Raw genomic sequence first — 23,200 nt, 5'->3', positions numbered from 1 at the left:
GGTGCTCAGACAGTGTTGCCCTCAGACAGCGTGGCGCTCCGACAGCGTGGCGCTCAAACTGTGTGGCAGGGGTCGGAGTGGCCGGCGGACATGGCTTCCAAAAAGCCGGAGGCGCGCTCTTGGCGGGGGAAGCGGTTGGCCAACTCCCAGAAGGCGGGGCTGTGGTTGGGCTCGTGGAGATGGGCGATCTCGTGGACGATGACTGCGTCGAGCACCCACCCGGGTACCCGGGCCAAGCGGGTGGAGATGCGGATGGTGCCCCGGGCCGAGGTACACGACCCCCAGCGGTCGTTCTGCTCGGCCCAGGTGATCGACACCGGAGGCTGAAGGCCGTAACGCTGGGCCAGCTTGGCGGCGCGCTCGGCCAGGTTCACCCCGCCGGCTTCGGCGACTCGCTTGCGCTCCAGGCGAACAACCAGACTGGCCACCATTTCGGCCTCGGCATCGGGGGTCATCCCCGCGGGAACCCGCACCTCGATGCAGTCGGGCTGGATCTTGGCCGCAGCCGTCTTCCGGCGCTTTGGACTGCGGATGACGCGGACTGGCAGCCGGGGCAGCGCCTCTGGGACGGCGTCAACGGCAGCGCCCAAAGCCGGGTCCAAGAGGGTCGAACTCACGCTGCGACCATACCCACGAGAGATGACGGTTTGGTGGATGGTGGCGAGTCCAAGCGGGCGCGGTAACGTCCGGCGAAAACCAAGGGGGAGATTGAAATGGCCGATCAAACCAAGACCCAGGCGGCGTGGTCCGAGATGGTTGACGCCCTGTCGGAGGCAAGCGAACGCTTCTGCGGCGAGGAATGGGGGGTGTCCGGCGACCAGGACATTGCCGACAGCCACCGCCTGGTGCTGCACATCCTCCAGTCGGCATTATTCTCCCACGCCGAATTCGACCCCGAGCGGCCGGTGTGGCGCCGAATCGTGTCGCCCACCCGCAAGTTCACCGGCGACAACGCCGATGCGGTGTACTTCGAGGCCCCGGTTAGCGGCGACCTGGCCTACCGGGTCACGGGGAATCTGACCGGCGCGGTCTACACGTCGTTCACCGTGGAGCTGGGCTCTGCCGACGGCAAGTACGCCACCGGCACCGGCGGCGTGCTCAACGACGATGACATCGACGTGGACGCCGACGGCAACTACGAGGTGTTCTTGGGCGGCGAGCCCCGGGATCGCAATTGGCTGGACCTGCCCCCCGACGCGGGCCGGATCACCACCCGGCACTACTTCGAGGTACCCAAACCGGCCGCGGCCGACGAGTCGCTCCACATTCCCCTCACCATCGAGTGCCTGTCGCCGGTGGGCCCGGCCACGCGGTGGACCGACGAGACGGTGGCCGAGGCCATCAACCGGGTCAACAACCACGTGCTGGGCAAAACCCTCCAACAGCCCATCCCCGGCACCTACCCCATGCCGACGTGGGTCAGCCGCGAGCCCAACGTGCTTCCCGACCCCCAGCCCCCCGGCACCATGGGTTTCGCGGCCTTCGACGCCTACTACACCCTGGGCCGGTATGTGCTCGGCCCCGACGAGGCCCTGGTGATGACCGGGCGCTGGCCGGAGTGCAAGTTCGGCAACGTGTGCCTGTGGAACGCGGCTGGCCAGACCTACGACTACGCCAACCGTGTCACCAGCCGCAACCGGGCCAACACCACCTTGGAGGCCGACGGCTCGTTCAAGATGGTCATCGCCCACGAAGATCCCGGTGTGTACAACTGGCTGGACACCGAGGGCCGCCCCTCCGGCAGCATCTTCTGGCGGTTCTTCCTCCCCACCGGAAACGTGGAGCGGATCGAACCGGAGTTGGTCAAGCTCTCAGATCTGCGCTGAGCGCGCTCAAGGCATCGACGTCGAACCCGTAGAGGTCGGCGGCGTTGCCCCCCACCAGCTGGGCCAGTTCGCCGCCAGGCCGCTCGGCGAACTGCTCGACCAGCATCTCCTGAGAGTGGGGCCACGTGCCCTCGATATGGGGGTAGTCGGAGCCCCACATCATCTGTTCGGCGCCAAGCAGATCCACCACCTCCACTTCACCGGGATCGGTGAAGCCTGCCCCTAGGAACACCTGGCGGCGAAAGTACTCGCTCGGCTTGAGCGTCAGGTCTCGTCGGAGTTGGTCGAACATTCCCAGCTCGTAGAAGTGGTCCAACTCGTCCAGCGTTGCCGGGGCCCAGGTAGACCCCTGCTCGTTCATCACCATGCGAAGTCGGGGGTGGCGCTCGAAGGCGCCCGACCACATGAGCAGCCAGAACGGGCGGTGGGCATACCAGCTGATTTCGGTAAGGAAGATGCCCAGCGAGCCGGTGAAATCTCCGTAGTTGGGGGTCCAGCCGGAGTGGGTGTGAACCGGCAGCTCCTCATCCGCGCTGGCCGCCCACACCGGCTCATATCGGGGGTGGTTGTACAGCGGGTTGTCGCCGGTGCCGCTGCACAGCAGCACGCCCCCGAAAAGCCCCAGATCTCGCATCTGTTGGATCTCGGCCACTGTGGTTTCGATGTCGTCCACTGTGATCAGGCCCACTCCGGCCCGGCGCCCGGGGGCTTCGTTGCAGAAGTCGCCCAGCCAGCGGTTGTAGGCCCGGCATCCGGCCAGCCACAGGGCCGGGTCCTGATCGTACTGATAGGTCATTAGTCCAACGTCGAAGGGTGTCACCGAAGGGTCGCCCGCTCCGGGATACAGCACCTCGGCCACTGTCCCGTCGGCCTCGAGCTCCCGCAGCCGCCGGGCCGAATCCCAGCCACCGCCAACGCCGCCGGCGGCCACCTCCTCGATCGTGCCGAATTCTTCTAGGGCTTGCTCGCTGTAGATGGCCGCGCCGGTGTGCTCAGCCCTCCTCCTCTTTTTGCCTTCGGTGTCGCCGAGCCACTGGTCGTACGCGTCTTCGAAGCCGGGATCCAGATACTGCCGGTAGGTGTCGGGCAGCGCACTGGCGTGGCAGTCGGCAGAGATCATCATCAGGCCGTCCATGCCCCAATTGTGGCCGCCGACAGTGGGGTGCGCGGAATCAGGCCGCCGGTCGGGGAGAATGTCGGGATGCAATTGCTGGGTCAGACACCTGAGCTGCCCGACGGGCTGGACTGCGTCGACCCCGATCTGCTGGAAAAACTGCGCAACGGAGTGATCGACAAGCTCCCCGAGCGCGCTCTCGACTGCTTGCCCGCAAATGTTCGGGATCAGATCCCCGACGAACTGGTCGAGTTCGCCACGACCAATCCTGAAGTGGCGCTGGTGGCAGTGGTCGTCGCCGTGGTGGCCACGCTGGTGTTTCTGCGCAAGCTGGCCAAGCGGGCCTTCATCGTCGCCCTCGTGGCCGGAGTGGTCGCAGCCGCGGCCTGGTGGTGGTGGCTGGCGGAGCCCAATATCGTCTGGCCATGAGGTTCGAGTGCCACCGCGGTTTGCCGGTGTCTGATGGTGCGGGGAGCAGGGGGAAATGAGCAGCCGGCCGCTATGGGCCCCCGATCCAGATCAAGCTGCCCAGACCAACCTGGCCCGATTTGCCGCCGGGGTGGGGATCGACGTCGGGGCCGACGGGGGATACGAGAGGCTGCACCGGTGGTCGGTGGAAGACCTGGGCGGTTTCTGGTCGGCGGTGTGGGACTTCTGCGGGGTGGTGGCCTCAGAGCGGGGGAGTGCGGGCGTGGTGGAGGCCGAGCACATGTCCGACGTGCGGTTCTTCGACGGGGCCCGGCTCAACTTCGCCGAGAACCTGCTGGCCGGCGACGATGCCGAGACCGCCATGGTGTTCGCCAACGAGGCCGGCGACTATTCCGAAACCAGCCGAGGCGAACTGCGGGCGCTGGTGTCCCGGCTGGCCGGGGCCATGCGAGCCCAGGGGGTGGGCCCCGGCGACCGGGTGGTGTGCTGGATGCCCAACGTTGTCGAGGCCTATGCCGTGATGCTGGCCGCGGCATCGATCGGTGCGGTGTTCTCATCCACCTCGCCCGACTTCGGCACCGCCGGAGTGCTCGACCGCTTCGGTCAGATCGAACCGGTGATCCTGATCGCGGTTGACGGATACTCCTACGGCGGCCAGCGGTTCGACTGTCGAGAACGCCTGGCTGAGATTCGAGCCGGCCTGCCCACCGTGGGGGTCACTGTGGTGCTGAACCGCACCGGTCTCGACGACCCGCCCAGCGGCACCGTGGACTTCGACGCCTGGATCGAGTCCCATCCCGCCGGGCCGATCCAATTCGAGCAGCTTCCCTTCGACCACCCGCTGTACGTGCTGTACTCCTCGGGCACCACCGGTCGGCCCAAGTGCATCGTGCACCGGGCGGGCGGGATCCTGCTCAAGCACCTGTGCGAGCACCAACTGCACTGCGACGTGCGCCCCGGCGACCGGGTGTTCTACTTCACCACCACCGGCTGGATGATGTGGAACTGGCTGGCCTCGGCGCCGGCCTCGGGGGCTGCTGCGGTGGTCTGGGACGGGAATCCCGTGCATCCCCATCCGGACACCCTGTTCGACCTGGCCGACCGCGCCGGGGTCACGCTGTTTGGAACGTCGGCCCGCTATATCGACTCACTGCGCAAGGCCGGGGTCTCGCCCCGCCGCACCCACAGCCTGGGCGCGCTGCGCACCATCTGCTCGACCGGCTCTCCGCTGTCGCCCGGCGCTTTCGGATACATCTACAACCAGGTGAAAGACGATGTGCATTTGGCCTCCATCTCGGGAGGCACCGACCTGTGCGGCTGCCTGGTGGCCGGCGACCCCACCGGGCCGGTGTGGTCGGGTGAGATCCAGCGGCCCGCTCTGGGCCTCGACATCCAAGTGCTCGACGGTGACGGCTCGCCGCTCGGTCGGGGCCAATTCGGCGAGCTGGTGTGCGCTTCGCCGTTCCCATCGCAGCCTCTGAGGTTCTGGGGCAAGGGGGGCGACGAGCGATACCGCGCCGCCTACTACGGGCGGTTCGAGGGCCGCTGGCACCAGGGCGACTACATCTGCGCCACCGAGCACGGCGGTTTCGTGATCTCCGGCCGCTCCGACGCCACGTTGAACCCCGGCGGGGTGCGAATCGGCACCGCCGAGATCTACCGCCTGGTGGACGCCATGGACGAGGTGGTCGAAAGCGTGGTGGTGGGCCAGCCGGTTGACGGCGACACTCCGGCAGCAGGCGAGGAAGGCGAAGCTCCGGTCGGCGGCGACACCCGGGTGGTGCTGTTCGTGAAGCTGGCGGACGGCGTTGTCCTCGACGACGATCTGGAGGCGGCCATCCGCGCAGAGATCCGAGCCGGCGCCACTCCTAGGCATGTGCCGGAGGTGATCGGCGCGGTGGATGACATTCCCCGCACCCGCAGCGGCAAGACGGTTGAGCTTGCCGTGCGCGACGCTATCTGCGGGCGGCCCATCGCCAACCTCGAGGCACTGGCCAACCCCGAGGCCTTGGACCAATTCCGCACAAATGACAATCGTCCGGCGGGCCCGGGCGCTGCTTGATGAATGACCGCGGCAATGTTCGGTATGCGAAGCTGAGAACATGGCAAAGCGACGCGACAAGATCCGCCTCACTCCCGAAGAGCTAGAAGTCTTCATCGATGAGCAGAAGAGCCTCCAGGTGGCCACCATCAACCAAGACGGGACCCCCCATCTCAGCACCCTGTGGTTCGCGGTGGTGGACGGCGACATCGTGTTCGAGACCTACACCAAGTCGCAGAAGATCAAGAACCTGGAGCGGGACAGCCGCATCGCCCTGCTGCTGGAAGACGGGCTCGAGTACGACAAGCTCCGCGGCGTGGCCATCAACGGGCATGCCGAGCTGCACACCGACCCCGAGATGGTCCACCGCTACGCCTTGGAGGTCATGGCCCGCAACAACCCCGACATCGAACGGGAAATGCTGTCGAAAGCGGCTGAGGGCATGGCTTTGAAGCGCACAGCAGTCGTGGTCAAGGCCGAGAAGACCATCAGCTGGGACCACACCAAGCTGGGCGGTTCCTACTGAAGGCCGGGAGGCACCTGCTGAGCCCGCCCGGGCGCCCGCACCGTCGCCGGTAGTGCGCGCCCACTGTCGACTGACCGGCCGGTAGCGTTGGGGGCCTGGTGAAGGACTTGCTGAGGTGGCTGTCCCACCTGCTCCGGCTCGCGGTGCTCATGCCCATGCTGGCGCTGGCCTTGGCCGCCACCCTGTTCGTGGCATGGCCTCCGGCGGCCGATGTGCTGAGGTCGTGGGAGTCCACCCCGGTGGAAGTGAACCTCACCGAGAACGTGAGCCTGAACGAGCTGTCCATCCGCTCCTACGTCTACGACGCCGACCGCCGGATCATCGATGTGTTCAGCTACGTAGAGAACCGGGGGCTGGTGGATCTCGACGACATCTCCGAGCAGGTGAGGCACGCGGTGATCGCCATCGAGGACGAGAACTTCTACCTGCACACCGGCATCGACCTCAGCGCGGTATTCCGGGCCGGCCTCGAGAACGTCGGCGCCGGGGGCATCACCCAGGGCGGGTCCACCATCACCCAGCAGCTCATCAAGAACCTGGTGGTGGGCAACAAAGTCGAGGCCGAGCGCAAGCTCCAGGAGATGGCCATGGCCAAGCGCCTGGAGCGGGAGATGGGCAAAGACGAGATCCTCCACCTCTATCTCAACACGGTGTACTTCGGTCAGGGCGCCTACGGCGTGCAGGCTGCCGCCGAGGTGTACTGGGGGCTGGACGCCGCCGATCTGGGTTGGGGGGAGGCTGCGCTGTTGGCTGCTCTCATCAGCAACCCCAGTGGCTATGACCCCATCTACAACCCCTTGGGGGCCCTGCGCCAGCGGCGCATCGTGCTGAACCGGCTGGCCGTGCTGGGCTATATCACCCAGGAGCAGGCCGACCTGTTCCACCTCCAGCCGCTGCCCACCGAGATTGACGAGATCGAACTGCCCCCTAGGAGCTACTTCGTGGAGGAGGTGAAACAGCAGCTCCTAGACGACCCCCGGTATCTGGGCGGGAGTCCTGAGGATCGCTTCAACCTGGTATTCAACGGCGGCCTCAGCATCCACACCACCTTCGACCCCGTCGCCCAGCAACAGGCCGAGGCCGCGGTGGCCGCCACCCTGGTTGAGTACAACGAGGGAGAACACGGCGGCGTGGAGGCCACCATGGCCCTCGTCGCCCTCGAGCCCGATACCGGGGCGGTGCGAGCGGTGGTGGGCGGACCAGGATTTGCCCAGGATGAAGAGGAGTTCAACCTGGCCACCCAGGGCACCCGGCAGCCGGGGTCGGCGTTCAAGACGTTCGTGATGATGACCCTGTTCGAGCAGGGGTACCAGCCCAGCGACCGGATCAGCGGGCGGGGACCGTGCCAGATTCCCAATCCCGGCGGCGTCCCCGACCCCTATGTGGCCAACAACTTCGCCAGCTCCCCGGGCCAAGTGGATACCATCACCGATCAGATCAGGGTCTCCTCCAACTGCGCGTTCTTGCGGCTGGGGCGGGCAGCGGGAATTGGGCCGGTCATCGACACCGCGTCGAAGATGGGCATCACCACCGAACTCGAGCCGGTGGCGTCGCTCCCGCTGGGCTCCGAGGAGGTCCACCCCATCGATATGGCGTCCGCCTACGGGGTGATGGCCACCGGTGGATTCCGCTATGAGCCGTACTTCATCGAGCGGATTGTCGACCGCCAGGGCAATGTGCTCTACCAGCATGAGCTGTCGGGCCAGCGGGTGGTGTCGCCGCGCTCGGCCTGCTGGGCCACCGATGTGCTGGAGAACAATGTCATCAACGGCACCGGGCGCCGAGCCCAGCTGCCCGCCCAGACTGCCGCGGGCAAGACCGGCACGACCGAGGAGTCGGCCGATGCCTGGTTCGTCGGGTTCACCCCTCATCTGGCCACCGCGGTGTGGCTGGGCAACCCCAACGAGCGCATTCCCATGCGCCGGGTGACCGGCAGCTCCTATCCGGCGATGGCTTGGGGGCGGTTCATGACCAGCTACCACGAGGGCCGGGCTGTGGTGGACTTCCCGAACTGTCCCGGCGAGCCTCGGCTCAGCGACCTGATCGAGTTGGAAGACGTGTTCACGGTGGGCGTGCCCTGCGCGACACCGCTCGCGCCCGAAGACCCCGAGGTGATCGTGCCGGTAATCGTGCCGGTGGACACCGACGACGACGGCACCCACGACACCTGCGTCGACCTGTTGATCACCGTGGGCGTCGAGCCCTGCGGGTTCAGCGAATTCGCGGTGGAGGGCGGGGAGCCCATCCCGCTGTACTGCGGGACCCCCTCGTCAATCGAGGTGGAGTGCCCCGACGGCCAGTTCCCCTTCGACGCCGATGACGACGGCATCGTCGACACCTGTGTGGGATCGGTGGCCGGCTCAGAGTCGCCGGCCGAACCCGGCGCGCCGGCCGAACCCGGCTCCAGCCCTGATGTCGAGGACGCGGCTGAACCTAGTATCGAGCCGTGAGCAACGATCAATTCCAACGCCTGTTGTCGGTGCAGGATCATGACACCCGAATCGACCAACTCCGCCACCGCCACGGCACCCTTCCCGAGAGGGCCGCGCTGGCCGCCCGCCAACAGGACTGCAAGAGGATCTTCGAACAGCGGGAGTCCATGCAGGTCGAACGGCTGGAGCTTCAGCGGATCCTCAAGCGGAACGAGGACGAACTGGCTGCCCTGGAAGACCGAGCCAAGCGGGATCGCGACCGGCTGTACTCGGGGGAGGTCACCGGCACTCGCGAACTGCTGACCCTCCAAGAGGAAGTCGACGGGCTGCGAGCCCGCTGTTCCACCATGGAGAGCGATGCCTTGGAGCTCATGGAGGCCATCGAGGAGATCGACACCCAGGTGAAGGCCCTGGGGGCGAGCCTCGAAGCAGCCGAAGCCGAGGCGGTCGCCGCCCAACGCCGGCTCGAGGAGGCCGAGGCGGTGGTGCAGGCCGAGGTCGACCAGGAGGCCGCGGCCCGCTCCACACAGGCCGCCGACATCGCGGAGGCGGCGCTGGCCAAATATGAGAGCCTGCGGTCCAGCATGGGCGGAGTGGCGGTGGCCCGGCTTCGCAACGGAACCTGCGAAGGCTGCCACTTGGCGCTGTCGGCCATGGAGGTCGACCGCATCCGCCACGCACCGGTCGACGAGATATGCCACTGCGAGGAATGCGGCCGCATCTTGGTGCGCGCCTAGCGGCCTAGCCGAGACCCGCCCGATGTTCTTCTGGTTCGCGGCCCTCAGCTTCGTGCTGGTGGCGCTGGTGTTCGACTCTCCGGTGCTGGACTTCCGGGTGGTGATGCTCGGATCGGTGCTGCCGGTGGTCGAACTGCTGGTCGGCGGTCCGTGGGCGCTGCACATCCTGCTTGGCCCACTGGTGGTTCTGGTGGTGGTGATGCTGGTAACCCACCGGCGCCGCCTGGTCCGGCGCCGCTGGCTGGGCCTGCCCATCGGGCTGCTCATGTACCTGGTGCTGGATGGGGCGTGGCTCCGCACCGAGCTGTTCTGGTGGCCCGTGCTGGGGGTTTCAGTGGACAGCGCCGACTTGCCCGAGTTCAGGCCGCTGGGTGTGCTCGTAATCCTGGAGCTGGTCGGCCTGGCCGTAGGGGCTTGGGCGGTGCGACGTTACGGCCTCACCGACCGCCAGCGACTGCGGCTGCTGTGTACCCAGGGTCGGCTCGACCGAGCCCAGATGGGTACAACGCGGCGCCGACGGTGAGCCGGCCTGTAGGCGGGATTCTGTCCAGGTCCTCGCGGACCGTGGGTGGCCATCCATCTATGCGGCCTACCCGGGGACTGCCCCTGGCGGGGCGGCGGGCCACCTAGTCCCCTGCTTGGCCTTGCTCCCGGTGGGGTTTGCCGAGCGAGCCGGGTTGCCCCGGCCCCTGGTGCGCTCTTACCGCACCGTTTCACCCTTGCCTGTGCCCGGAAAACCGGGCCATCGGCGGTCTGTTCTCTGTGGCACTTTCCTTCGAGTCGCCCCGACTGGCCGTTAGCCAGCACCGTTGCCCTGCGGAGTCCCGACCTTCCTCGGCACCGAGGCCCGAAAGCCCGGGCCCCGACGCCGCGGCCACCCGGCCGGCTCACCGTCGCAACCAGTCTGCCAGCCCCGCCATCTTGAGGCGAAGGGGTTTTGGCGGTTGATTCCTAAAGGCCGATATCGGAGAGCTCGGGGTACCAGCGGGAGGCCCGCTCCACGGCATCTTGCCAGCGGTCGCGGTCCACAGCCCCCTGCGGCTCGACCACCGCGCGGGGCGACCAGGATTCGGCCACCGCCTGCCAGCTCGACCACTGGCCCAGCGCCCGCCCGGCCAGCACCGCCGCGCCCAGCGCAGTGCCCTCCGGCACCGGGCACAACTCCACGGTCCGGCCCAGGGTGTCGGCCAGGATCTGGATGAACACCGGATTCTGCGACATCCCGCCGTCCACTCGGATCTGCTCAATGCGGTAGCCGCTGTCTGCCTCGGCCGCTTCCATCAAGTCGGCGGCTCGCTGGGCCACCCCGTCGAACACCGCCCGCACAATGTGGGCCGCGGTGGTTCCCCCGGTGATGCCGAACAGCGCGGCCCGGGCGCCGAAGTCCCAGTGCGGAGTGCCCAGTCCGTACAGGGCCGGCACATACACCACCCCGCCAGAATCGGCCACGCTGCCGGCCAACTCGGCCGACTCGGCCGCGTCGGCCAGCAGGCCCGCGTCGTCGATCAGCCAGCTCATGTTCGACCCGGCGGCGATCATCATGGCCTCCACCCCCCAAACGATGGCCCCGCTTTCCTGCCAGGCCACGATGGGGAACGTTCCCCGGTCGCTGCGCTTGTCTGAGATCGGCCGGTCGGGGCCGGTACACACGTCGAGGAAGGCGCCGGTGCCGAAAGTGAGCTTGGCCAGTCCTTCGAGCACGCAGCGCTGTCCGATCAGCGATGACTGCTGGTCGCCGATGATCCCGGCGATCGGAGGGGCACCGGGCAGGGCAGCGGCGGTGCCCACCACTCCGGTGGAGTCCACGATCTCGGGCAGGCAGCTGCGGGGAACTCCGATCCTGTCGGTGATCTCGGCCGACCAGCAGCTTCCGTCATCGGCCAGCATCCCGCTCATGGCCGCGTTGGAGGGGTCCACCACATGGCTGGCGCCTTGCGACAGGCACCACACCGCCCAGGTGTCCACGGTGCCGAAACAGAGGTCCCGGGTGCGGTCGGGGTCGTGCTGGTCGAGCAGCCAGACCAGCTTGGTGGCCGACTCGTTGGGCACCAGCCGGAGCCCCTCGGCCTGCCACCCCAGGCATTCGCCCACGGTGCGGAGATCCTGCCAGCCCAAGGCCGGGCCTACTGGTTCGCCGGTTCGGCGGTCCCAAACCACCGCCGATCCCCGCTGGTTGGTCACAGCCACGGCGTCGACGCCCCCCACCTCTTCGATCACCTCAGTGGCGGTCTGGAGGATGACTCCGGCCATCTCGTTGGCGTCGAACTCCACCAGTCCCGGCTCGGGCAAGTCAGGCGGCGTGCGCCGCTGGCGAAAGCAGGTCACCCGGTGCCCGTCGGTCACCGCCGAGCGGATGCTGCTGGTGCCCACATCGATAACGCAGATCTTCATGAAAGAGATTGTGGCAGGGCGGCGATGATGGTCCACACTAAGACAATGAGCCTCGATGAGCACGGGGGGTGGGCTGGGATATTCCGGCGGCTGACGAGGGGTGAGCATCTCGTCGAGGAGGTGGCCCACGCGGCCATGACCGAGATTCTGGGCGGGATGGCGACACCGGCGCAGATGGGGGGATTCGCCATTGGCCTGCGTACCAAGGGAGAGACCGCGGAAGAGCTTGTGGGGTTGCTGTCGGCCATGAGGGCGGCGTCGGAATCAGTCCCGTTGAACCCCGCCGGCCTCATCGATACCTGCGGGACCGGCGGCGACAACAGCGGCAGCATAAATGTGTCCACCGCCGCGGCGCTGGTAGCCGTCGGCGCGGGGGCCAGAGTGTGCAAGCACGGCAACCGTTCGGCCTCGTCGCTGTGCGGGTCGGCCGATGTGCTGGAGGAACTAGGCGCGGTCATCGACCTCGGCCCGGTCGGAGTGGCCCGGTGCGTGGCTGAAACCGGCTTCGGTTTCTGCTTGGCGCCTCGATTCCACCCGGCCATGCGCCACGCCGGCCCGCCCCGCCGGGAATTGGGGGTGGGCACGGTGTTCAATTTTCTGGGACCGCTGGCCAATCCGGCCGGGGTCAGGCGCCAGTTGGTGGGAACCAGCGACCGGGCCATGGCTGAGATCATGCTGGAGGTGCTGGCCGCCACCGGTTCGGAGCGGGCCATGGTCGTACACAGCCACGACGGTTTGGACGAGCTGTCGACCACTGGCCCGACCGATGTTTGGGAGCTGCGCGACGGCGATGCGCTCCGCCACACAGTAGATCCAGCAGAGCTCGGTTTGGCGCCGGCATCCCTACATGACCTGAGGGGAGGGGATGCCACGGTCAATGCCGACTGCCTGCGCCGGGTGTTCGACGGCGGTGGGGGAGCGCACCGGGATATCGTGGCGCTCAATGCGGCTGCGGCCCTGGTGGTGGCCGAGGTGTCCGACACATTGCCAGAAGGGCTGGAGGCAGCCGCGGCATCTATCGACCGCGGCTCGGCCAAGCGGGTTCTTGAGAACTTCGTATTAGCCTCCAACAGAGCCCGCACCGAGGAGGAAGAATGATGGAAACGGGAGATAGTCCTACAAGTGAAGCGCTGAAGGAAGCACTGATTGCCGTAGTGGAGGCGGCTCGGGAACAGCAGAAGGAGAAGCCTCCGGTGGACCCGCCGACGCGGTTGAAGCAGCTCCTGACATTCAAGAAGTTCTCGGAGCGGGCTTTGGGCCAAGTGCGCCAAGTGGTGGAGAGCGACGAGGAGTTCCGAAGGCGGATGGCAGAGGCCGTCGACGAGGAGAAGACGGGCCGGGCCGGGTGGCTGTGGCTGGCCCGCCCGGACGGCTGGGAGCAGGAGTGCGCAGAACTGGCCGCCGCTGCGGAACAGGAGTCGGAGCAGGTCGCGGATGCCCAGAGCACCCAGGCGCTTGAACAGAAGCTGCAACGGGCCGAATCCGCTCGGAAGAAGGCCGAGCGTCAGCGGGAGAAGTCCGACCGCGACCGCGACGCGGCGCGAACTGGAGCGACCCAGGCTCGCACCGAAGCCCGCCGGGCCGCCGACAAGGCGAAAGAACTGGCCGAACAGATGAGCCGGATGCGGGCCGAGCGGGACGATGCCCACAAGTCCTTGGAGCGTGCGGAGCGCACGGAGGCCCGCACCGAGGCCAGGCTCAGGAGTTCGCAGGCCCAGATCGACCGGCTCAAGAAGGAGCTGCGGGGCGCCCGGGAGCAGCACCGGGCCGAAGTTGACAGCCTCAAGCAGCGGCTGGCCGGCGCGGAGGGCGAGCTGGCGCTGGCCCGCGCGGCCGGGTTCGAGCCCCCGGCCGAGGCCGAGGCCGAGTCTCCGCCTCCGCTTACCCGCCGGACGCCGGTCTCGTTGCCTCCCGGTGTGCTCAAAGAGGCTGTGGAGGCCGCCGAGCATCTGCTGCGGACGCCCAAAGTGGTGATGTTGGTGGACGGTTACAACGTGACCTTCAAGAACTGGCAGGAGATGCCGGTGCGGGAGCAGCGGGTGCGGTTGTTGCAAAAGCTCGACGAATTGAGCGCCCGATACCCTGAGGCCGAGATCGTGGTGGTGTTCGACGGCACCCAGACCGACTACGACTACATCTCCACCACCGCTCGCTCGCTGGGGCCGAAAGTCCATTTCTCAGAGCCGGGAGTGGAGGCCGACGACGTCATCATCAAGTGGTGTCGCGACTATCCGTTCTGGCAGCCGCTAGTGGTGGTCTCCCACGACAACCGGGTTCGAGAGAGCGCCCGGGAATTAGGGGCCAATCTGGTGCAGCCCAGCAATCTGCTCATGTTGATGGGAATTGAAATGGAGATCGAGGACGGCTTCCTGGGATTCGTGGGCCAGTGAGCACCCTCGACGCCGATGAGGTGATCGCAGCCGGTTTGGCTGCGGGCCTCGACGCCGTTGGAGTGGCCTCAGCCGAGCCGTTCGAGTCCACCCGAGTCGCGCTGTTGGAGCGGCGGGAACAGGGCCTGCACGGAGGCATGGCCTTCACCTATCGCAACCCCGACCGTTCCACCGACCCCTCCCGGACCGTGCCCGGTGCCCGCTCTTTGGTAGTGGGAGCCAAGGGGTATCGGCGTTCGACCCCAGAGGTGCCGGATCGGGCCGCGGGGCGGGTGGCCGCCTACGCCCGAAGCGACCACTACGCCAAGCTGCGAGCCTCCCTGGGCCACATAGCCGAGATGCTGCGCGGTGTTGGGCACAAGGCTTCGGTGGCGGCCGACGACAACGCCTTGGTGGATCGGGAGGCGGCTCGGCGGGCTGGGCTGGGATGGTACGGCAAGAACAGCAACATCTTGTTGCCCGGGCATGGAAGCTGGTTCGTGCTGGGCTCGGTCATCACCACCGCGGTGCTTGATCCGTCGACGCCGGTCCCCGATCAGTGCGGGCCGTGCCGGCGATGTTTGGACGGCTGTCCGACCGGGGCGATTGTGGCCCCCGGCGTCGTTGACTCCCGGCGCTGCCTGGCGTGGCTGGTGCAGGCCGAGGGGGACTTCCCCCTCGAGTTCCGCAAGGCCCTGGGCGACCGGATCTACGGCTGCGACGACTGCCAAGAAGTGTGCCCGCCCAACCGGCAGACGCCGTCGGCTCGCGATGTCGGCGACGACACTGCGTGGGTGGACCTGGTTGAGCTGCTGGGGTTGGAAGACGATGAGCTGATGGCCCGCTACGGCCGTTGGTACATACCCCGACGCGAGCCCCGCTACGTGCGGCGCAACGCTTTGGTCGCTTTGGGCAACTCTGGGCGGGGGGCCGACCCCGAGGTGGTTGAAACCGTGGGCCGCTATCTGTCGGATCCCGACCCCATGCTGGTGCGCCACGCAGATTGGGCCGCCCGCCGCCTCGGCGTGGGCGCAGCGGCGCCGGTTTGACCAATGGCCCGACACTTGCTGGTCACCAACGACTATCCCCCCAAGCTCGGGGGCATTCAGAACTACCTGTGGGAGCTGTGGCGCCGACTGCCGCCCGACGAGTTCTGCGTGCTGACCCGCTCCCATCCCGGAGACGCCGAATGGGATGCCCGGCAGGACCACCAGATAGTGCGCTCTCCCCGCCAGTTCCTTCTCCCCACTCGGGAGATGGCTGAGGAGATCACAAAGCTGGTGGCTGAAATCGGAGCGGAGCTGGTTCTCTACGACCCCGCTGTTCCCCTGGGAGCGCTGGCCCCGCGCCTGCCCCACCCCTACGGCGTGATTCTCCACGGTGCCGAGGTGACCGTCCCAGGGCGGCTGCCCGGCACCAGGCAGCTCTTGGCCCAAGTGCTGCGCGGCGCGCAGGTGGTTGTCACCGCCGGCCGGTATTCGGTGGTCGAGGCCGAAAGGGCCGCGGGCGGGCCGCTGCCCGCAGTCATCGTGCCCCCCGGCGTGGACATCGAGCGCTTCAAGCCCCTCGATGCCGTCCAGCGGCGAGAAGCCCGCCATCGGTTCGGGCTGCCCGCCTACGCCCCGGTCGTGGTGTCGATCAGCCGCCTGGTGCCTCGCAAGGGCATGGATGTGCTGATCGCGGCGGCGGCCCGCCTGGCCGACCGGCATCCGGGGCTCACCCTGGCGGTGGCCGGGGCGGGGCGCGACCGGGCTCGGCTGGACCGCCTCATAGGCCGCACCGGCGCCCCTGCCCGCCTTCTCGACCGGGTGGCCGACTCAGATCTGCCCGACCTCTATGGCTGCGCCGACGTGTTTGCCATGATGTGCCGCCAGCGCTGGGGGGGCTTGGAGCAGGAGGGCTTCGGCATCGTGTTCTTGGAGGCGGCCGCCGCAGGAGTGCCGCAGTTGGCCGGAGACAGCGGGGGGGCAGCCGAGGCGGTGGAACACGGAAGGACCGGCCTGGTGGTGGACCGGCCCAGCCATCGCGATGGCGTGATCGCCTCCCTGGACGCCCTTCTGTCGGACCGGGTTCGCCTCCAGCAGATGGGGCTGGACAGCCGGCTGAGGGCGGTGGCCGAGTTCTCCTACGACCACATGGCCGAGCGGCTTCGCACCGTGATCGCCGAGGTCATCGTCCGCGGAAGGCACCGCTGATGGCGATGGGCGACTGTGGGGCAGGGTGAGCTGGCGATGGGCGACTGTCGGGCAGGGTGAGCTGGCAATGGGCGACTGTCGGGCAGGGTGAGCGATGTCCACCGGTTTGCCCGGACGCCTGGTTCCTTCGGGAGTCGAGGGCCGGGGCCTCATTCGAGCGTGCTGGACAGGCACCGGTGCGTTCACCGCGACGGCCGCCGCCGCCACCGTGTCTCCCGACCCGATGGCCGTTCCCATGGCGGTGGTGTCGCTCGGATTGCTGGCCGCCGGGTGCGCGGCCATGCTCTGGGCCTACCAACGGGCCCTGGGCCGCAGCCGCTACGAGCTGATAGGCGTGGGTGGTCTGTATTTCCTGGCTGGCTGCGCCCCCCGCTCGGTGCGGCTCTCGATGATGGCCGCGCTGGCCTGCGAGGCGGCCGTGGCGCTGGCCGCCGCCTCAGTTCGCCCGTTCACCGCCGCCGCGTTCGGTATCCTGGTGCCTGTGTATGCGCTGGGCTTGTCGGGCGCCTGGGGGGCCAGGCACGGAACCTTCCCGCCACGGCCCTCCGACAGCACAACCTCAGAGTGCGGCTACCCCAGCAGGAACGGTGACGATGTTTGACCAGGCCACCAAGAGCATTTCCATCGAGGCATCGCCCCAGCGGTGTTTCGAGGTGGTGTGCGATTTCGAGTCCTACCCCCAATGGGCCACCGAGGTGAAGAATGTGGAGGTGGTCCGGCGGGATGACGACGGCCGGGGCGGTTTGGTGTCGTTTCGGGCCGCGGCCATGGGCCGCAGCACCAACTACCTGCTGGAGTACTACTACGGATCCAACCCGCTGCGGGTGTCCTGGCGGCTGGTGCAGGGCGACCTGACCCGGCGCCTCGACGGGGAATACTGCTTCAACCCGGTGCCCGGCGAGCCGGATCGCACCGAGGTCACCTACCACCTGGCCGTCCAGATGGTGATGCCCCTTCCTGGTTTCGTGAAGCGAAGAGCCGAGGCCCGGGTCATGCGAACCGCCCTGGACAACCTTCGCCGCCGGGCCGAATCCGGTGTCGGGAAACCGCAGTAGATCAGCGTCTCGGAAAGTAGATTGGTGTTGTGGAGTTCCGTCGGATCAACAACCTGCCCCCCTATGTCTTCACCATCATCAATGATCTGAAGGTGGAGGGCCGCCGCGCCGGCCACGACATCATCGACCTGGGGTTTGGCAATCCCGACCTCCCGTCGCCGGATATCGCGGTGGAAAAGCTGGCCGAAGCGGCCGGCAACCCCCGCAACCACCGCTATTCGGCCAGCAAGGGCATTCCCAAGCTGCGCGAGGCAGTCGCCGGCTACTATGCCCGGCGATTCGGGGTGTATCTCGATCCCGATACCGAGGTGATCAACACCATCGGGGCCAAAGAGGGTTTCTCCCACCTCATGTGGACTCTGCTCCAGCCGGGGGACGCGGCCCTGGTCCCGTCGCCGTCCTATCCGATCCACCTGTACGCCCCGCTGTTCGCCGGCGCCGAGGTGCGTGAGATCCCGCTGAGCACGGGAACCGATTTCTTCGGGACCATGCAGGAGCGCTGGCGGTACTCGTGGCCCAAGCCGCGCATCATCGTGCTGTCGTTCCCCCACAACCCCACCACCACGTGTGTGGACTTGGAGTTCATGGCCGGAGTGGTGGCCTTCGCCAAAGAGCACGATGTGCTGCTGGTCCACGATTTCGCCTACGCCGACCTGGGATACGACGGCTACCTGCCCCCGTCCATCATGCAGGTGGAAGGGGCCAAAGACGTTGCGGTGGAGCTCTACTCCATGACCAAGTCGTTCTCCATGGCCGGTTGGCGGGTGGCGTTCATGGTGGGAAACCCCCAGGTGGTGGCGGCGCTGGCCAAGCTCAAGTCGTATCTGGACTACGGCACGTTCCAGCCCATTCAGATCGCGGCAACGGTTACCCTGAACGAGGCCCCCGGCCACCCCAAAGCGGTGTGCGACATATACCAGAGCCGCCGAGATGCCCTGTGCTTGGGGCTGAACCGCCTGGGCTGGGAAGTGGCGCCGCCGAGGGGGACCATGTTCGTGTGGGCAAAGATCCCCGAGCCCTATCGGGAGATGGGGTCGGTGGAGTTCGCCTCGTGGCTGGTTAGGGATGCCCGAGTGGCGGTTTCGCCCGGCGTGGGCTTCGGTCCCGGCGGAGAGGGGCATGTGCGGTTCGCCCTGATCGAGAACGAGCAGCGCACCGCGCAGGCCGTCCGCCAGCTTCGCCAATCTCTGACCAAGCTGGGTTAGCCCTCCATGAGAGTAGGGGTGCTGACCGGAGGCGGCGACTGCCCTGGGCTGAATGCGGTGATCCGGGCCATCGTGCGCAAGGGCGAGCGCCACTACGGCGACACCGTGCTCGGCTTTATGGACGGGTGGCGGGGGGTGCTGGAGGGGGAGTTCATCGACTTGGACGTGGAAAAGATGCGAGGCTCCCTGCCCCGGGGCGGAACCGTTCTGGGCACCTCTCGGATGTCCCCCCGGATGCTCGACGACGGGATCGAGCGGGTGCGCTCGACCATGGAGGCGACGGATACCGACGCCCTGATCGTCATCGGGGGTGAGGGCACGCTGTCGGCGGGCGTCGGGGTGCAAGAAGCGGGAGCGGCCAACGTGGTGGGTGTGCCCAAGACCATCGACAACGACATCGGCCTCACCGAGCTCACCTTCGGTTTCGACACCGCCGTTGGGGTGGCCACCGCGGCCATCGACCGGCTGCACACCACGGCCGAGTCGCATGATCGGGTGATGGTGGTGGAGGTGATGGGGCGCAACGTGGGGCACATCGCCACCTGGGCGGGCATTGCCGGAGGGGCCACGCTCACCCTGATTCCCGAGGAGCCCTTCGACATCGAAGCGGTGGCCGAGGCCATCATCCGGCGCCACCGGCGGGGTCGATGGGCGTCGATCGTGGTGGTGGCCGAGGGTGCCCGGCCCATAGAGGGGACCCTGGAGATGCCCGAGCCGGAGATCGACCAGTACGGCCATGCCCGGCTGGGGGGAGTGGGCCAGGTGGTGGCGGCCGAGATCGAGGGCCGCACCGGTTTCGACACTCGGGTAACGGTGTTGGGCCACGTTCAGCGGGGCGGCACCCCTTCCTCGCTGGACCGGGTGCTGTGCTCGCGGTATGGAATTGCGGCCATCGACGCCGTCCACGACGGCGATTGGGGGTCGATGGTGGCCCTCCGCGGCGGGGAGATCGCCCGGGTGCGGTTGGCCGATGCGGTGGCCGAGCTGAAACCGGTCAGCCCCGACCTCTACCAGGTGGCCAAGGCCTTCTTTCCCTAGATCCCCTGGAGCGGTCCGTCTGCCAATCGGCCATGGCGTCCTGCTAGCCGTCGCTATTCGCCCCGTCGTCGCCGGCGGCGGAGAAGTCGAGTTCGAACCCGGGAGGCAGGGTGGGGATCGGGGCCGGGGTTGGAGTGGGCTCGGGAGTCGGCTCGGGGGAGGGCACCGGTGTTGGTGTCGGTGTCGGCGTGTCGGGGACGGGGGCCGGCTCCGCGCTCGGGGGTGGCTCGGGGGTGGGCTCAGGCTGATAGTCGGGGTCGACCGACTGGAAGCCGTCGCGCGTCACCGGAACGTCGCTCTCGCCGTCGTCGGTGGGAAGCGGCACGGGGTTGCCGTTCAGCAGCAATGAGAAGCGGGTGGCCCCGGTGGTCTCGGTGGACGTGAACACCAACTGCGCCACGGCTAGCTGGCGGTTCTCGCCCTCGAGGCGCTCCTCGAACACCTCCGATTCCAGGGCCACGGTCACGAGGTCGTTGGGTTGGTCGGCGTCGACGGAGACCACTTCGACATCGGCGGGCAGAGCGGTGGACAAGGCCTGTTCGGTCTCCGCTTCGTTGGGCGCGGAGAACAGGGCTTCCAGCACTGTGATGGGCCGGGCCGGGCTGGCCACTTCGCGTCTCGCGGCCCACAGCAGGTTGTTCTCGTCGATCAGATAGATGAAAACCTCCTGGGTGACCAGGGGGGTCGGTTCGGGAGGCTCAGCGGTGGCCACCAGGTTGTCGGGGAGCCGGGACAGGTCCAGCGCACGGGGACGGCTGTCCTCGGGCACTGAGCAGGCGGCAGCCACCAGAGCGGCCGCGGCCAGGCCCGCGAGCAGGCGGCGGGGCAAAGCTGGCCGGGTCATAGGACGGCGATGGGAAGGTGGACAACGAAGCGGGTGCCTGAGAGGCCGTCGATCCGGTTCTCACACCAGACTCGACCCTGGTGGAGGCGCACGTGCTCGGCTACCAGCGCCAGCCCCAAGCCCACGCCAGTGCTGGCCCCTCGCTCTCCGGCTTCTCGGCCCCGGGAGAACCGGTCGAAGATGTGTTCCCGCTCGTCGGCGGCCACGCCCGGCCCGGCGTCCTCCACCACGATCTCGATGTTCTTTCCCCAATGCCACAGGACGATGCCGGTGGCGCCTCGAGCGTACTTCTGAGCATTGTTCAAGAGGTTGTCGATGACTTGCATCAGCCGGCGCTTGTCGGCTTGCACCCGCACTCGGGCGGTGGCCGGATCGCAGAGGATGGGCACGGCGACCGGGCTGGTGGCCGACACCGCGTTCTCAACGAACTCAAGCAGATTGAACACGTCGAGGTGCAACTCGGCGGTGCCCACGTCGAATCGGGAGATCTCCAGCAGATCCTCTACGAGGTGCTCGAATCGCCTGACGTCCTCGGTCAAGAGGTCCAGCGCGGTCCGGGCCCGCTCGGGCAGCTCGGCCCGACGGGTGTTCATGACCTCCACCGAGGCGGAAAGGGTCATGAGGGGCGACCTCAGTTCGTGGCTCACTTCAGAGGCGAACCGCTCGTCCTGGGCGATCCGGTGCTGGAGGGCGCCCACCATTTCGTTGAAGGAGTCGGTGAGCGCGGCCAGCTCCCGGGCGGCCCCGGCCTCCAGACGAGTGCTGAGATCGCCGCGGGCGATCGACTGGGCAGCTTCGCCGATGCTCACCAGCGGGCGCAGCAGGCGGCGGCTGGCCCAGATGCCGACCCCGGCCGACGCCAGCGTCACACCCGCGCCGGCGCTGGCCAGAATGATTCCCAGCGAGCCCAGGGTGTCCTCGATCTCGTCCAACGGCGTGGCCTCGTAGTAGGAGGCGTTGCTGTCGGGGATGGGGATGCCCACCACCAAGAAGGGCTTGCCCCTGACCCGGTAGCGCATCTGAGCCGGCCTCCCGCCTTCCACCGTGCGGCGCAGTCGCTCGTCTATGTCGCCTGATTCGAACTCGAAGGACTGCTGGAACCAGTCGCCGCCCACCCGCAAAACCGGGCGGGAGCCTTCCGGTGTGGCCAGCGTGCTGATCAGGTTCTGGAGGGCTTCCGACTCTGTGTCGGGATTGAGGCGGCGGCTGACCGTGGAGGCGTTGAACCCCACCGTGGCCAAGGCGTCGTTCTCCCGCCCGTTGAGCAGGTTTTGGCGGGTCAGCGCGAACACGGTCACGCTGAGCAGGGCCGACAGCAAGAGGGTGGTGAACACGAAGGCCAAGATGATGCGGGTGCGGAGACCCAACCGCCGGGCCCGGGAGCCCGCCCGGTGCCAGATGGGGGGACGGTGTCCCGGACGAGTGGGCATCGGCTGCGCCCTCACCCCTGGAGCTTGTACCCCAGGCCGCGGACCGTGACCACATACCGGGGGTTGGCCGGGTCGGTTTCGATCTTGGTGCGCAGTCGCCGGATGTGGACGTCCACTAGACGGCCGTCGCCGAAGTATCCGAGATCCCACACCCGCTCGAGGAGCACTTCTCGGCTGAGCACCTTGCCCGAATTGGTGGCCAGCTCCACCAGGAGTCGGAACTCCGTCTTGGTGAGGGGGGCCTCTTCGCCGCTGACGGTCACCATCCCCTGCTCGGGCATTATCTCCAGCTGCCCGAAGCGGAGGTCGGTCATCGCGGTGTCGGTGATTCGCACTCGGCGCAGCAGGGCGCGGATGCGGGCGGAGAGCTCCTTGGGGGCGAAGGGCTTGGTCAGATAGTCGTCGGCCCCTGCCTCCAGGCCGGCCACCACGTCATGGGTGTCGGCTCGGGCGGTGACCATGATGATGGGCACGTCGCTGGTCCGGCGCAACGTGCGGCACACCTCGAATCCGTCGATGTCGGGAAGCATGATGTCGATGAGCACCACATCGGCGGGCGTCTCGGAGAACGCGGCCAGCGCCTCCTGGCCGTTGGCTGCCTCCTGGACCTCCCAGCCCTCGTCCTCGAGAGCCAGGCGGACCGCGGTACGAATCCTCTCGTCGTCCTCAATGGCCAAGATGCAGGTTTCCACCCTTGAATGGTGCCCGATTTTCGGCCGTCATGGGTAGCAGGGGGCTTATAGCTGGTCGGCCTCGGCGTCTTGCAGCAGGTCGAGAAGGGCGTCGGCCACCGCGGGGGCAGCGGCGAACACGAAGTCGGGGCTGGGGGGGTTGCCGTGCAGATCTTGAACGACCGCACCGGCCTCGCCGGCGATGAGCGCTCCGGCGGCGTAGTCCCACGGGTTGAGCCCCACCTCGAAAAAGGCGTCCACTCGGCCGCAGGCCACCGTGCAGAGGTCGACCGCGGCGCCGCCCACTCGCCGGATGTCGCCGATGAGCGGCAACAGCTCTCCCAACACCTCGGCTTGGCGCCGCCGCCGCTCGTGGGCATAGGAGAACCCGGTGGCCACCAGGGCCAGGGCGGGGTCGCCGTTGGGCCGAACGGCGGTTGGGCGTCCGTTGAGCCGGGCCCCGCCTCCCCGGTGGGCGGTGAAGGTCTCGTTCAGCACGGGGTCGATCACTGCGCCCGCCACAACTTGGCCGTCCGCCTCGGCAGCCACCGACACCCCGAAGCCGGGATGGCCGTAGACGAAGTTCACCGTGCCGTCTATGGGGTCGATGATCCAGCGAACGCCGCTGGTGCCGTCTCGACCGGCGCCCTCTTCGCCCAGCATGGCGTCATCGGGCCGATGGGCCGTCAGGAAGTCGACGATGGCGGCCTCGCAGGCCAAGTCCAGGTCGGTCACCAAGTCGGTGCGCGACGATTTGGCCGTGATCTGGCGTTGGGCGCCGATCTCGGCCCGCAGCAGAGATGCCGCCACTCCTGCGGCCTCAGCGGCCAGCTTCTCCAAGCGCTCCCACTCTGGATTCGCCGCCGTGGACAAGGGTTCAGGTTCTGGCACGGTTGA

General features: G+C 67.7%; 22 protein-coding genes and 1 other RNA gene. 15 read left to right on the top strand and 8 right to left on the bottom strand.

All coding sequences use genetic code 11. The features are described from left to right. Positions 1-53: 53 nt before the first annotated feature. Complete coding sequence (locus tag ACOGXA_RS07560) at positions 54-617, bottom strand: M48 family metallopeptidase (protein ID WP_419926661.1); 564 nt, start codon at positions 615-617, stop codon at positions 54-56. Positions 618-713: 96 nt separating this feature from the next. Between ACOGXA_RS07560 and ACOGXA_RS07555 the strand changes: the two genes are divergently transcribed. Next, positions 714-1,826 (top strand): DUF1214 domain-containing protein, encoded by a 1,113-nt coding sequence (locus ACOGXA_RS07555; protein ID WP_419926660.1) that lies wholly within the window; start codon positions 714-716, stop codon positions 1,824-1,826. Here ACOGXA_RS07555 and ACOGXA_RS07550 read toward each other — a convergent pair. Then, positions 1,804-2,961 (bottom strand): amidohydrolase family protein, encoded by a 1,158-nt coding sequence (locus ACOGXA_RS07550; RefSeq protein ID WP_419926659.1) that lies wholly within the window; start codon positions 2,959-2,961, stop codon positions 1,804-1,806. The two genes, ACOGXA_RS07555 and ACOGXA_RS07550, sit on opposite strands and share 23 nt — an antisense overlap. 66 nt (positions 2,962-3,027) lie before the next feature. Between ACOGXA_RS07550 and ACOGXA_RS07545 the strand changes: the two genes are divergently transcribed. From ACOGXA_RS07545 to ACOGXA_RS07520, 6 genes are all read left to right on the top strand, one after another. Beyond that, positions 3,028-3,369 carry a hypothetical protein gene (locus tag ACOGXA_RS07545; RefSeq protein WP_419926658.1) on the top strand — a complete coding sequence of 114 codons (342 nt, stop codon included), beginning with the start codon at positions 3,028-3,030 and terminating at the stop codon, positions 3,367-3,369. A 55-nt stretch (positions 3,370-3,424) separates the two neighbouring features. Further along, complete coding sequence (locus tag ACOGXA_RS07540; protein ID WP_419926657.1) at positions 3,425-5,431, top strand: acetoacetate--CoA ligase; 2,007 nt, start codon at positions 3,425-3,427, stop codon at positions 5,429-5,431. 40 nt (positions 5,432-5,471) lie between these two features. Next, on the top strand, positions 5,472-5,936 hold the full coding sequence (locus tag ACOGXA_RS07535; protein ID WP_419926656.1) for a pyridoxamine 5'-phosphate oxidase family protein: 465 nt from the start codon (positions 5,472-5,474) through the stop codon (positions 5,934-5,936). A 98-nt stretch (positions 5,937-6,034) separates the two neighbouring features. Further along, on the top strand, positions 6,035-8,386 hold the full coding sequence (locus ACOGXA_RS07530; RefSeq protein WP_419926655.1) for a transglycosylase domain-containing protein: 2,352 nt from the start codon (positions 6,035-6,037) through the stop codon (positions 8,384-8,386). Next, positions 8,383-9,105 carry a zinc ribbon domain-containing protein gene (locus tag ACOGXA_RS07525; protein ID WP_419926654.1) on the top strand — a complete coding sequence of 241 codons (723 nt, stop codon included), beginning with the start codon at positions 8,383-8,385 and terminating at the stop codon, positions 9,103-9,105. The genes ACOGXA_RS07530 and ACOGXA_RS07525 overlap by 4 nt, the downstream gene beginning before the upstream one ends. Positions 9,106-9,127: 22 nt before the next feature. Continuing rightward, positions 9,128-9,628 (top strand): hypothetical protein, encoded by a 501-nt coding sequence (locus ACOGXA_RS07520; protein ID WP_419926653.1) that lies wholly within the window; start codon positions 9,128-9,130, stop codon positions 9,626-9,628. Here the strand turns inward: ACOGXA_RS07520 and rnpB are convergent. Continuing rightward, positions 9,622-9,995: RNase P RNA component class A (rnpB, locus tag ACOGXA_RS07515), an RNA gene on the bottom strand. The two genes, ACOGXA_RS07520 and rnpB, sit on opposite strands and share 7 nt — an antisense overlap. A 61-nt stretch (positions 9,996-10,056) precedes the next feature. Continuing rightward, positions 10,057-11,496: an FGGY family carbohydrate kinase gene (locus ACOGXA_RS07510; protein ID WP_419926652.1), complete on the bottom strand. Its 1,440-nt coding sequence runs from the start codon at positions 11,494-11,496 to the stop codon at positions 10,057-10,059. Positions 11,497-11,541: 45 nt separating this feature from the next. On the opposite strand from ACOGXA_RS07510, the gene trpD reads away from it, so the two are divergent. From trpD to ACOGXA_RS07470, 8 genes are all read left to right on the top strand, one after another. Beyond that, positions 11,542-12,594, top strand: a complete 1,053-nt coding sequence (trpD, locus tag ACOGXA_RS07505; RefSeq protein WP_419926651.1) for an anthranilate phosphoribosyltransferase — start codon at positions 11,542-11,544, stop codon at positions 12,592-12,594. Next, positions 12,594-13,886 carry a hypothetical protein gene (locus ACOGXA_RS07500; RefSeq protein ID WP_419926650.1) on the top strand — a complete coding sequence of 431 codons (1,293 nt, stop codon included), beginning with the start codon at positions 12,594-12,596 and terminating at the stop codon, positions 13,884-13,886. Before trpD ends, ACOGXA_RS07500 begins: the two co-directional genes overlap by 1 nt. After that, positions 13,883-14,914, top strand: coding sequence for a tRNA epoxyqueuosine(34) reductase QueG (queG, locus tag ACOGXA_RS07495; protein ID WP_419926649.1), 1,032 nt, complete (start codon positions 13,883-13,885; stop codon positions 14,912-14,914). Before ACOGXA_RS07500 ends, queG begins: the two co-directional genes overlap by 4 nt. A gap of 3 nt (positions 14,915-14,917) precedes the next feature. Further along, entirely contained in the window at positions 14,918-16,060 is a 1,143-nt protein-coding gene (locus ACOGXA_RS07490) for a glycosyltransferase family 4 protein (RefSeq protein ID WP_419926648.1), read from the top strand. A 94-nt stretch (positions 16,061-16,154) separates the two neighbouring features. Continuing rightward, positions 16,155-16,661: a hypothetical protein gene (locus tag ACOGXA_RS07485; RefSeq protein WP_419926647.1), complete on the top strand. Its 507-nt coding sequence runs from the start codon at positions 16,155-16,157 to the stop codon at positions 16,659-16,661. After that, complete coding sequence (locus ACOGXA_RS07480; RefSeq protein ID WP_419926950.1) at positions 16,654-17,115, top strand: SRPBCC family protein; 462 nt, start codon at positions 16,654-16,656, stop codon at positions 17,113-17,115. Before ACOGXA_RS07485 ends, ACOGXA_RS07480 begins: the two co-directional genes overlap by 8 nt. Before the next feature lie 29 nt (positions 17,116-17,144). Next, complete coding sequence (locus ACOGXA_RS07475) at positions 17,145-18,320, top strand: aminotransferase class I/II-fold pyridoxal phosphate-dependent enzyme (RefSeq protein WP_419926646.1); 1,176 nt, start codon at positions 17,145-17,147, stop codon at positions 18,318-18,320. A gap of 6 nt (positions 18,321-18,326) precedes the next feature. Continuing rightward, on the top strand, positions 18,327-19,358 hold the full coding sequence (locus ACOGXA_RS07470; protein WP_419926645.1) for a 6-phosphofructokinase: 1,032 nt from the start codon (positions 18,327-18,329) through the stop codon (positions 19,356-19,358). 43 nt (positions 19,359-19,401) lie between these two features. Here ACOGXA_RS07470 and ACOGXA_RS07465 read toward each other — a convergent pair whose 3' ends face one another. The 4 genes from ACOGXA_RS07465 to ACOGXA_RS07450 are packed head-to-tail and all read right to left on the bottom strand — an operon-like array spanning position 19,402 to position 23,194. Then, positions 19,402-20,202, bottom strand: coding sequence for a GerMN domain-containing protein (locus ACOGXA_RS07465; protein WP_419926644.1), 801 nt, complete (start codon positions 20,200-20,202; stop codon positions 19,402-19,404). Next, positions 20,199-21,632, bottom strand: coding sequence for a sensor histidine kinase (locus ACOGXA_RS07460; protein WP_419926643.1), 1,434 nt, complete (start codon positions 21,630-21,632; stop codon positions 20,199-20,201). Before ACOGXA_RS07460 ends, ACOGXA_RS07465 begins: the two co-directional genes overlap by 4 nt. 11 nt (positions 21,633-21,643) lie before the next feature. After that, on the bottom strand, positions 21,644-22,324 hold the full coding sequence (locus ACOGXA_RS07455; protein ID WP_419926642.1) for a response regulator: 681 nt from the start codon (positions 22,322-22,324) through the stop codon (positions 21,644-21,646). Between the two features lie 45 nt (positions 22,325-22,369). Further along, positions 22,370-23,194: an inositol monophosphatase family protein gene (locus tag ACOGXA_RS07450; RefSeq protein ID WP_419926641.1), complete on the bottom strand. Its 825-nt coding sequence runs from the start codon at positions 23,192-23,194 to the stop codon at positions 22,370-22,372. Between the last annotated feature and the right edge of the window lie 6 nt (positions 23,195-23,200).

Origin of the sequence: Candidatus Poriferisocius sp. (assembly GCF_965208475.1) — a bacterium.
Classification (GTDB): domain Bacteria; phylum Actinomycetota; class Acidimicrobiia; order Acidimicrobiales; family Bin134; genus Poriferisocius.
This window is presented reverse-complemented; position numbering and strand designations above follow the sequence as displayed.